Here is a 9,586-nt window from a genome sequence, read left to right as displayed (position 1 = left end):
GGCGAGGCCCCCGCGCTCGTCGGCACCGCCGACGGCCGCTTCGCGCCCGGCTGGACCGTGCAGCAGACGACATCGGTCACCGCGGGCACGGGCCGGGGCCTGCAGGGCGTCACCTGCACCGCACCGGACACCGAGTTCTGGTTCCCGGGCGCGAGCACCGGTGCCGACCGCACCGACTACGTCCACCTGACCAACCCCGACGACTCGGCCGCGGTCGTGGACATCGAGCTCTACGGCAAGGACGGCGCCCTCGAGACGGTGGTGGGGGAGGGCATCACGGTCCAGCCGCACTCCACCGAGCCGGTCCTGCTGTCCACGCTCACCGAGGAGAAGCAGACCGACGTGACCGTGCACGTCGTCGTCCGCAGCGGCCGGATCGGCGCGGCCGTACAGGCCCTGGACGCCGGGCTGGGCGGCGACTGGCTGGCCGCGTCGGCCGATCCCGCGGGCAGCCTGGTCCTGCCCGGCATCCCGAAGGACGCCACCGCCGTACGCCTGGTCGCCTTCGCCCCCGGCGACACCGACGCCGACCTGAAGGTGCGCCTGGCCTCCCCCTCCGGTCTGATCACCCCCGCCGGTCACGAGACGCTCCATGTGAAGGGCGGCATGACGGCGGCCGTCGACCTGGGCGACATCACGCGCGGCGAGGCGGGCTCCCTGGTCCTGACGTCCACGGACGGCTCCGTGCCGGTCGTGGCGGCCGTACGGGTGCTGCGCGGCAAGGGCGACGCGCAGGAGTCGGCGTTCATCCCGGCCGCGCGACCGGTCGGCACCCGCGCGACGTCCGCCGGCAACACCGCCGAGGGCACGACCCTCTCGGTGACCGCCCCCGAGGGCACCGCCGAGGTCGAGGTCACCGCCTCGGCAGGCACCGAGGGCGGCACACCGGCGTCCCAGACGTACACGATCAAGTCCGGCACCACCCAGAACATCGAGATCCCCGTGCCGGACGGCCTGAAGGGCACCTACGCCCTCACGGTCGAACCCCGGTCGGACACCCCCGTCTACGCCTCCCGGACCCTCACGGCGACGGAGAACGGCGTCCCGGCCTTCACCGTCCAGCCCCTTCCGGACGATCGCGGCACGGTGGCGGTGCCGGAGGCGGAGGAGGACCTGACGGTCCTGCAGAAGTAACCGGCGGCCGCGCACGGCGGGCGGGGAACGGGGCGGTGGGCGGGGCGTGGGCGGCGGTCGCCCGGAGGCCGCGCCCGGTCCCGCCCCGGCCCGCCCTGTCAGTCTTCCCCGTACCGGGGATCCACGGTCTCCGGCGTCAGCCCCAGCAGGTCCGCCACCTGCTCGACCACGACCTCGTGGACCAGCGCCGCCCGCTCATCGCGCCCCTTGGTGCGGATCTCGACCGGCCGGCGGTAGATCACCACCCGCGCGGGACGCCCCTCGCGCGCGGGCACCGCCCCGCCCAGCGGCACCGCCTCGTCGCTCCACCCCAGTCCGCCCCCGTCCAGCCGCGGCACTTCCAGCACGAGGAAGTCGATGTCGGAGAGCTGCGGCCACCGCCGCTCCAGCCGCTCCACGGAGTCCTGCACCAGGTCTGCGAACGTCTCCGCACGGCTGGCGGCGAGCGGCACCTGGGGCGGTGCGATCGGGCCGCGCATGCCCCGGCCGTGGCGATCACGGCGTCGGGGCCCGGGGCCGGCGGCACGGGGCGTCACGGGGCTGTCCATCACTGTGCAGGGTAGTCGTCGCCGGCCCCGCCCGCCCGACCCCCGCACGCCTTCGAGTCGTCCCGCACGGCGTGTCGTTACCTGACCATTCCAGCCAAGGTTGGGCTCAATTCCGTATCTCTCCGAGACCGGTGATCTCAAGGCATTTGACGGTGTTTGCACCAGCCGGTGACCGGAACCAGAATCGTCCGGCACCCCGGACACCGGCGTCGGACCAGGTCAGCGAGGTGTGTCCACAGGGGTGTGTGGGGTGTTTCACACCACGACACGGTGGAGTGACCTGGGGGAGAGTCGTCGCGGCCCGCTCAAGAGTGCGGTACCGTCCAACGTCGTGAGCCCTGTACGTCGCTGTTCGCGCACCGCTTGCGGCCGTCCCGCCGTCGCGACGCTGACGTACGTCTACGCCGACTCGACCGCGGTCCTCGGCCCGCTCGCCACCTACGCCGAACCCCACTGCTACGACCTGTGCGCCGAGCACTCCGAGCGCCTCACCGCACCGCGTGGCTGGGAGGTCGTCCGCCTCCTCGACGGCTCGGCCCCGGCCCAGCCCAGCGGGGACGACCTGGAAGCGCTGGCGAACGCCGTGCGCGAGGCGGCCCGCCCCCAGGAGCGGGCGGCGGGAGCCGGCGGGGCCCGTGCCGCCGACCCCATGGAGGTCGCGCGCCGCGGCCACCTGCGGGTGCTCCGCTCACCGGACAACTGACACCGGCGCCCCCCACCTGCACGTCCCTGCCGCACCGGCGGGCCGCCGCCCGCCCGGAAGCCCGTTCGCCGATCGCGGCGCAGCGTCACCCTCTACGGGTAGTTTGTGGGGACCGACAGGACTTTCGGAAGGGTTGGCCGTGGCTGCTGATCTGTCGCAGATCGTGAAGGCGTACGACGTGCGCGGAGTCGTCCCCGACCAGTGGGACGAGTCCCTGGCCGAGCTCTTCGGTGCCGCCTTCGTGCGGGTGACCGGCGCGAGCGCCATCGTCACCGGCCACGACATGCGACCCTCGTCCCCCGGCCTGTCGGGCGCCTTCGCGCGGGGCGCGGCGGCCCAGGGCGCCGACGTGACCGAGATCGGCCTGTGCTCCACCGACCAGCTCTACTACGCCTCGGGCGCGCTGGGCCTCCCGGGCGCGATGTTCACCGCCTCCCACAACCCGGCGCAGTACAACGGCATCAAGCTGTGCCGCGCGGGCGCCGCCCCGGTCGGCCAGGACACGGGCCTGGCCGAGATCCGCGCACTCGTCGAGCAGTGGAGCGCGTCCGGCGCCCCCGAGCCGGCCGGCACCCCGGGAACGATCACCCGGCGCGACACGCTGGACGACTACGCGGCACACCTGCGCTCGCTCGTCGACCTGACCTCCGTGCGCCCCCTGAAGGTCGTCGTCGACGCGGGCAACGGCATGGGCGGGCACACCGTCCCGACGGTCTTCGCCGGCCTGCCGCTCACCCTCGTCCCGATGTACTTCGAACTCGACGGCACCTTCCCCCACCACGAGGCCAACCCCCTCGACCCGGCCAACCTCGTCGACCTGCAGAAGCGGGTCCGCGAGGAGAACGCCGACCTCGGCCTCGCCTTCGACGGCGACGCCGACCGCTGCTTCGTCGTCGACGAGCGGGGCGAGCCGGTCTCCCCGTCCGCGATCACCGCTCTGGTGGCCTCCCGCGAGCTGGCCAGGAACGGCGGCCGGGGCACGATCATCCACAACCTGATCACGTCCTGGTCGGTCCCCGAGGTCGTGAAGGAGAACGGCGGCACCCCCGCCCGCACCCGCGTGGGCCACTCCTTCATCAAGGCCGAGATGGCCAGGACCGGCGCCATCTTCGGCGGCGAGCACTCCGCGCACTACTACTTCCGCGACTTCTGGAACGCCGACACGGGCATGCTGGCCGCCCTGCACGTCCTCGCCGCCCTCGGCGGCCAGCAGGGCACCCTGTCCGCCCTGGTCGCCCAGTACGACCGTTACGCCGGCTCGGGCGAGATCAACTCCACCGTCGACGACCAGACCGCCCGCCTCGCCGCGATCCGGGCCGCGTACGAGGGCCGCGAGGGCATCACCCTGGACGAGCTGGACGGCCTCACCGTCACCTCCGCCGACTGGTGGTTCAACGTCCGCCCCTCCAACACCGAACCGCTCCTCCGCCTGAACGCGGAGGCCCGCGACGAGGCGACGATGGCCAAGGTGCGCGACGAGGCCCTGGCGATCATCCGGGGCTGAGACCGTGCGGGACGGGAGCGCGGCCCGCCCCGCACGGGCCGGTCCCGGCGTACCGGCGGCCGCTGCCCGCGGCGGCAGTACGAGCGCTCGGCCGCCCCGGAAGCGGTTCAGGACTCAACATCCACAGCCCGCCCGTCCCGTGCCCACCGGCGGTACGCTGACCAGGCACATCCGCATACGTCCGTCCCCGAAGGGAAACTCCCATGGCGCTCGAAGCCGGCCTCCTGGAGATCCTCGCCTGCCCGGCCTGCCACTCCCCCCTCAAGGAGCAGGACACCGAGCTCGTCTGCACCGGCCAGGACTGCGGTCTGGCGTACCCGGTCCGCGACGGCATCCCCGTCCTCCTCGTCGACGAGGCCCGGCGCCCCGCGTAACCGACGATCCGGCGACCCGGCGCACCAGCGACCCGGCGCCCCGCGACCCGACGCCACGCCGACCGGAGGCTGCCGCCCCATGCTCGACGAATCGCTGCTCGACTCACCCGAGGGCCTCGCCGAGGCCGACCACCGCGCTCTGCTCCGCGGCGCCGCCGAAGCGGGCGCCCGCGTCCGCACGGCCCTCCGGCACGCCGCCGAGGCCGGTGTCCACGACCTCAAGCCGGACGGCCGCCCCCGCGCCGTCCTCATCGCGGGACCCGGTGCCGCCGCCACCCAGACCGCCGACCTCCTCGGCACCCTGGCCGGCTCAGGCAGCCCCGTCACCCGGCTCGCCCCGACCGGCGTGGCCCCCGCCGCGGGAGCGCTGCGCTGGGAACTGCCCGGCTGGGCCGGCTCGGTGGACCTGCTGCTGATCGCCACCCCCGACGGCACCGAACCGGGCCTGTCCCTGCTCACCGAGCAGGCGTACCGCCGCGGTTGCACCGTCGTCGTCGTGGCCCCCGCCCGCACCCCGCTCGCCGAGACCGTAGGCGGCTCCCACGGCCTGTTCGTCCCCATGGCCACCGCGCCCTACGACCAGGACCAGCCCCTCGCCGCCACCGCCCCCGGTGTCCTGTGGGCGTTGCTCACCCCGCTGCTCGCGCTGCTGGACCGCACCGGTCTGCTCGCCGCCCCGCCGGACGTCCTGGACAAGGTCGCCGACCGCCTCGACCGCGTCGCCGAACGCTGCGGCCCGGCCATCGCGACGTACAGCAACCCCGCGAAGACCCTGGCCGCGGAACTCGCCGACGCGCTCCCCATCGTGTGGACGGAGGGAGTCTCGGCGGGCCCGGCCGGCCGCCGCTTCGCCGCCGCGCTCGCCGAACTGTCCGGCACCCCCGCCGTCGTCGCCGAACTCCCCGAGGCGCTCGCCGCGCACAGCGCCCTGCTGGCCGGCCCGCTCGCCGCCAGCGCCGACCCGGACGACTTCTTCCGTGACCGCGTGGAGGAACCGCCCGCCCTGCACGCGCGCGTGGTGCTGCTCCGCGACCGCCCCATCGGCGGCCTCACCGCCGCCCCGGCCGCCCGTGACCTGGCCCTCAGCCACGACACGCCGATCAGCGAACTGGAGCCGGAAGAGGGCAGCGAACTGGAGACCCTCGCGGAACTGATCGCCGTCACGGATTTCGCCGCCGTTTACCTGGCGCTCGCCTCCGGAACCTGATCATTCCCGGGACGCACTGATCTCCCCGGCGCGCGTGCGCACGAGACCCGGCAAAGGAACGCAGAGAGCCCCATGGACCGCCTCGACAACACCATCCGCCCCTACGCCTGGGGTTCCACCACCGCCATCCCGCGGCTGCTCGGCACCGAACCGACCGGCGAGCCGCAGGCGGAGATGTGGATGGGCGCGCACCCCGGAGCCCCCTCACGCACCCCGCGCGGCACGCTGGCCGAGGTCATCGACGCCGCCCCGGAGAAGGAACTCGGCGCGGCGTCGGTCGCGAAGTTCGGCCCGCGCCTGCCCTTCCTCCTCAAACTCCTCGCCGCCGGCGCCCCGCTCTCCCTCCAGGTCCACCCCGACCTGGACCAGGCGCAGGAGGGCTACGCGGACGAGGAACGCCGCGGCATCCCCGTCGACGCCCCGCACCGCAACTACAAGGACGCCAACCACAAGCCGGAACTGGTCTGCGCCCTCACCGAGTTCGACGGCCTGTGCGGCTTCCGCGACCCGCTGCGCGCCGCCGACCTCCTCGACGGCCTCGGCGTGGACTCCCTCAAGCCGTACGTCGACCTGCTGCACGCCCACCCCGAGGACGCGGCCCTGCGCGAGGTCCTCACCGCGATCCTCACCGCCGACCCCGACGAGATGGCCCACACCGTCACCGAGGCGGCCGCCGCCTGCGCCCGCCTCGGGGGTGCCTACGCCCCGTACGCCGACATCGCCCACCACCACCCGGGCGACCCCGGCGTCATCGCCGCCATGCTCCTCAACCACGTCCGGCTCCAGCCCGGCGAGGCGCTCTTCCTCGGCGCCGGCGTCCCGCACGCCTACCTCAACGGCCTCGGCGTCGAGATCATGGCCAACTCCGACAACGTCCTGCGCTGCGGACTGACCCCCAAGCACGTCGACGTCCCCGAACTCCTGCGCATCGTCCGCTTCGAGGCCGGCGACCCCGGCGTCCTGCGCCCGGAGGCCACCCCGGACGGAGAGGAGGTCTACGACACCCCCATCGACGAGTTCCGCCTCTCCCGCTACGTCCTCCCCGCGGGCGGCACCGCCCACGACCTGACCCTGAGCACCCCGCAGATCCTGCTCTGCACGGCCGGTTCGGTACGCGCGGGCGAGCACGCGCTGTCCCCGGGGACATCCGTGTTCGTCCCCGCGGGTGAAAAGGCCGAAGTATCGGGTACCGGAACGCTGTTCAGGGCCACGGTCGTCGCCTGACCGGCACATGGCGGCGATCTGACGCGCCGTCTCCCGACAGGACTGCAACAATGGCCCACCGTCAAGGGACGGGCACCGTCCCGGACGGCGTACGCACACGCGCGTCCGGGATCGAAAAGGCGTACGAAGGGACAACACGAACACATGAGCGCGTCAGGCGGCACCAAGGCGATCATGGCGGCACTCGTCGCCAACCTCGCGATCGCGGTAGCGAAGTTCGTGGCGTTCCTCTTCAGCGGCTCGTCGTCGATGCTCGCCGAGTCGGTGCACTCGGTCGCCGACTCCGGCAACCAGGCCCTGCTGCTGGTCGGAGGCAAGAAGGCCAAGCGCGAGGCCACCCCGCAGCACCCGTTCGGCTACGGCCGCGAGCGCTACATCTACGCCTTCCTCGTGTCCATCGTGCTCTTCTCGGTCGGCGGCATGTTCGCCCTGTACGAGGGCTACGAGAAGATCAAGCACCCGCACGAGCTGGAGCACTGGTACTGGCCGGTCGGCGTCCTCGTCTTCGCGATCATCGCCGAGAGCTTCTCCTTCCGCACCGCCATCAAGGAGTCCAACGTCCTGCGCGGCAAGCGCTCCTGGAAGGAGTTCGTCCGCCACGCCAAGGCGCCCGAGCTGCCGGTCGTCCTCCTGGAGGACCTCGGCGCGCTCGTCGGCCTGATCCTCGCCCTCGGCGGCGTCAGCCTCGCCCTGCTCACCGGCGACAGCGTCTGGGACGGCATCGGCACCCTCTGCATCGGCATCCTGCTCATCCTGATCGCCCTGGTCCTCGCCGCCGAGACGAAGTCCCTGCTGCTCGGTGAGGCCGCGGGCGCCGAGGAGACCCGGAAGATCGAGGCCGCCGTCGTCGACGGTGACACCGTCACCCGCATCATCCACATGCGCACCCTCCACATCGGTCCGGAGGAGCTGCTGGTCGCCGCCAAGATCGCCGTGCAGCACCACAACACGGCCACGGAGATCGCCGCCGCCATCGACGCCGCCGAGTCCCGCATCCGCGAGGCCGTCCCGATCGCCCGCGTGATCTACCTCGAGCCCGACATCTACAGCGAGACCGAAGCCGCCAGGGGCGCCGACCCCGAAGCCGCCCCCGGCGGTCCGGCCCCGCACGGCACCGAGCACTGAGACCAGCCCGGCACAAGGGCCCGCCGATCGTCCGGCGGGCCCTTCGCCGTGCCGGTGCCCCGGTGGGTCAGAAGTGTCCGGGCCACAGCTCGACGTGCGCCGGCCGCCGCGCGGCCCGCCCGCGAGCACGCAGCACACCCCCACGACCGCCGGCACCGGACCAAAAACGTGCCCACCGCGAGCAGCACCACGCCCGTGCGTTCCTCCGCCACCCCGCACCGCACCGCCGGCACCGAGACCGGCGGCCACCCCGCGAACGGCGCCGCCGGAGCGTGGCCGGAGGCGTGGCGCTCGTCAGATCGGCCTGATGTGTTCGCGGGCGGACTGGGGTGGGCCGGGCCGGGCGGTGTAGCTTGGGACGGAGCCAGACGTCGCTGCTGATGGCGGTCGGGCGGCCCACCGCGGGCCGGCCGAGGGAGAGAGGGCCTCCGACGGACTGCGCTGCGCGCACGCGGGCATGCCTGTGTCCTCTTCTGGGCACCCCTGTGCCCGCCGCCGCGCAGACCAGCCGTACCCACCTCGACCCAACCCGAGGAGCAGCTCGCAATGACGACTGTCGACAACCGACAGGACTTCAAGGTCGCCGACCTCTCCCTGGCCGAGTTCGGCCGCAAGGAGATCACCCTCGCCGAGCACGAGATGCCCGGCCTGATGGCGATCCGCAAGGAGTACGCCGAGGCCCAGCCCCTGGCCGGCGCCCGGATCACCGGCTCCCTGCACATGACCGTGCAGACCGCCGTCCTGATCGAGACCCTGGTCGCCCTGGGCGCGCGGGTCCGCTGGGCGTCCTGCAACATCTTCTCCACCCAGGACCACGCCGCGGCCGCCATCGCCGTCGGCCCCAACGGCACGCCCGACAACCCGCAGGGCGTCCCGGTCTTCGCCTGGAAGGGCGAGACGCTTCAGGAGTACTGGTGGTGCACGGAGCAGGCGCTGACCTGGCCGGACAGCCCCACCGGCGGCCCCAACATGATCCTCGACGACGGTGGTGACGCCACCCTCCTCGTCCACAAGGGCGTCGAGTACGAGAAGGACGGCAAGGTCCCCTCGCCCGACACCGCCGAGTCCGACGAGCACCGCGTCATCCTCGAACTGCTCACCCGCACCCTGGGCGAGAACCCGCAGAAGTGGACCCAGCTCTCCTCCGAGATCCGTGGCGTGACGGAGGAGACCACGACCGGCGTGCACCGCCTGTACGAGATGCAGCGCGAGGGCACCCTGCTGTTCCCGGCGATCAACGTCAACGACGCCGTCACCAAGTCGAAGTTCGACAACAAGTACGGATGCCGTCACTCCCTGGTCGACGGCATCAACCGCGCCACCGACACCCTGATCGGCGGCAAGACCGCGGTCGTCTGCGGCTACGGCGACGTGGGCAAGGGCTGCGCGGAGTCCCTGCGCGGACAGGGCGCCCGCGTGATCGTCACCGAGATCGACCCGATCTGCGCGCTGCAGGCCGCGATGGACGGTTACCAGGTCACCACTTTGGACGAGGTCGTCGAGACGGCCGACATCTTCATCACCACGACCGGCAACAAGGACATCATCATGGCCTCCGACATGGCCAGGATGAAGCACCAGGCCATCGTCGGGAACATCGGCCACTTCGACAACGAGATCGACATGGCCGGCCTCGCCAGGGTCCCCGGCATCGTCAAGGACGAGATCAAGCCGCAGGTCCACACCTGGACCTTCCCCGACGGCAAGAAGATCATCGTGCTGTCCGAGGGCCGCCTGCTGAACCTGGGCAACGCCACCGGTCACCCG

9 protein-coding genes are annotated in these 9,586 nt (G+C 72.7%); 8 read left to right on the top strand and 1 reads right to left on the bottom strand.

What is annotated here, in order from left to right; all coding sequences use genetic code 11:
• The coding region (locus RIM90_RS18835) for a DUF5719 family protein (RefSeq protein WP_309061884.1) at positions 1-1,134 on the top strand (1,134 nt) is incomplete at its 5' end.
• A 98-nt stretch (positions 1,135-1,232) separates the two neighbouring features.
• On the opposite strand, the gene RIM90_RS18830 is transcribed toward RIM90_RS18835, so the two are convergent.
• A complete protein-coding gene (locus RIM90_RS18830; protein ID WP_309061883.1) occupies positions 1,233-1,682 on the bottom strand; it encodes a metallopeptidase family protein in 450 nt (149 codons plus the stop codon).
• Between the two features lie 280 nt (positions 1,683-1,962).
• Between RIM90_RS18830 and RIM90_RS18825 the strand changes: the two genes are divergently transcribed.
• From RIM90_RS18825 to ahcY, 7 genes are all read left to right on the top strand, one after another.
• Positions 1,963-2,385, top strand: a complete 423-nt coding sequence (locus RIM90_RS18825) for a DUF3499 domain-containing protein (RefSeq protein ID WP_309061895.1) — start codon at positions 1,963-1,965, stop codon at positions 2,383-2,385.
• Between the two features lie 139 nt (positions 2,386-2,524).
• The gene (locus RIM90_RS18820) at positions 2,525-3,889 is read left to right on the top strand and encodes a phosphomannomutase/phosphoglucomutase (protein ID WP_309061882.1); all 1,365 of its coding nucleotides are present in this window, start codon (positions 2,525-2,527) and stop codon (positions 3,887-3,889) included.
• A gap of 203 nt (positions 3,890-4,092) precedes the next feature.
• Positions 4,093-4,263: a Trm112 family protein gene (locus tag RIM90_RS18815; RefSeq protein ID WP_309061881.1), complete on the top strand. Its 171-nt coding sequence runs from the start codon at positions 4,093-4,095 to the stop codon at positions 4,261-4,263.
• 79 nt (positions 4,264-4,342) lie between these two features.
• A complete protein-coding gene (locus tag RIM90_RS18810; protein ID WP_309061880.1) occupies positions 4,343-5,470 on the top strand; it encodes an SIS domain-containing protein in 1,128 nt (375 codons plus the stop codon).
• Between the two features lie 72 nt (positions 5,471-5,542).
• Positions 5,543-6,694 (top strand): mannose-6-phosphate isomerase, class I, encoded by a 1,152-nt coding sequence (gene manA, locus RIM90_RS18805; RefSeq protein ID WP_309061879.1) that lies wholly within the window; start codon positions 5,543-5,545, stop codon positions 6,692-6,694.
• Between the two features lie 144 nt (positions 6,695-6,838).
• Positions 6,839-7,819: a cation diffusion facilitator family transporter gene (locus RIM90_RS18800; RefSeq protein WP_309061878.1), complete on the top strand. Its 981-nt coding sequence runs from the start codon at positions 6,839-6,841 to the stop codon at positions 7,817-7,819.
• A gap of 546 nt (positions 7,820-8,365) precedes the next feature.
• On the top strand, positions 8,366-9,586 hold a 1,221-nt coding region (gene ahcY / locus RIM90_RS18795), incomplete at its 3' end, for an adenosylhomocysteinase (RefSeq protein WP_309061877.1).

Origin of the sequence: Streptomyces sp. (assembly GCF_031181555.1) — a bacterium.
In the GTDB taxonomy this organism is placed as follows: domain Bacteria; phylum Actinomycetota; class Actinomycetes; order Streptomycetales; family Streptomycetaceae; genus Streptomyces; species Streptomyces fimbriatus.
This window is presented reverse-complemented; position numbering and strand designations above follow the sequence as displayed.

Excerpts from the sequence above, each read along its gene's own strand:
- RIM90_RS18830 (WP_309061883.1), bottom strand. The coding sequence starts at position 1,682 with ATGGACAGCCCCGTGACGCCCCGTGCCGCCGGCCCCGGGCCCCGACGC.
- RIM90_RS18815 (WP_309061881.1), top strand. The coding sequence starts at position 4,093 with ATGGCGCTCGAAGCCGGCCTCCTGGAGATCCTCGCCTGCCCGGCCTGC.
- RIM90_RS18810 (WP_309061880.1), top strand. The coding sequence starts at position 4,343 with ATGCTCGACGAATCGCTGCTCGACTCACCCGAGGGCCTCGCCGAGGCC.
- manA (WP_309061879.1), top strand. The coding sequence starts at position 5,543 with ATGGACCGCCTCGACAACACCATCCGCCCCTACGCCTGGGGTTCCACC.
- RIM90_RS18800 (WP_309061878.1), top strand. The coding sequence starts at position 6,839 with ATGAGCGCGTCAGGCGGCACCAAGGCGATCATGGCGGCACTCGTCGCC.